1 pseudogene is annotated in these 532 nt (G+C 71.8%); it reads right to left on the bottom strand.

Annotated elements, in window-relative coordinates:
• Positions 1-304: pseudogene (locus tag BZY54_RS48470) on the bottom strand (amino acid deaminase/aldolase); the annotation flags it as partial.
• Between the last annotated feature and the right edge of the window lie 228 nt (positions 305-532).

Here is a 532-nt window from a genome sequence, read left to right on the forward strand (position 1 = left end):
AGCCCGCGCGGTCGGCGGACGGGTAGGCGAGCAGCACGTCGTCGAACCCGGAGCGGGCGAGCCACAGCGACTCGGCGAGGGTGAACGACATGACGCCCGCGAAGCCCTCCTTGGCGAGGACGCGTTCGAGCAGCGCCCGGCAGCGGACGGACTTGCTGGCCACCCGGACCGGCTTGCCACCGGCCCGGCGGACGAGATCGTCGGCATTGGCGTCGAAGGCGTCCAGGTCGACTATCGCGACGGGGGCGTCGAGATGGGCGGTGGCCCGGTCGTAACGGGCCCGGTCGGCGGCGCGCGGGGTCATGAACGAAGCCTGCCAGACGGGATTACCGCAGGGTAGGGGGACGTTCCGGGCAGATGCCCCGGGCCTGTGGACTTGGTTCCCGCCCGCATGGGATCAGCCCGTAGAGTGACGCGCACGTACGCCGGAACGGCGGAACGCTCCCGGCCGCGCGTCTGAGCCGGGATGGCACTTCGTTCGTACGGGTATGCGTGCCCGGTGACGACGAGTCGCCGCCGGGCACGCATACCC

Origin of the sequence: Streptomyces carpinensis (genome assembly GCF_002154505.1) — a bacterium.
GTDB classification, from domain to species: Bacteria; Actinomycetota; Actinomycetes; order Streptomycetales; family Streptomycetaceae; genus Streptomyces; species Streptomyces carpinensis.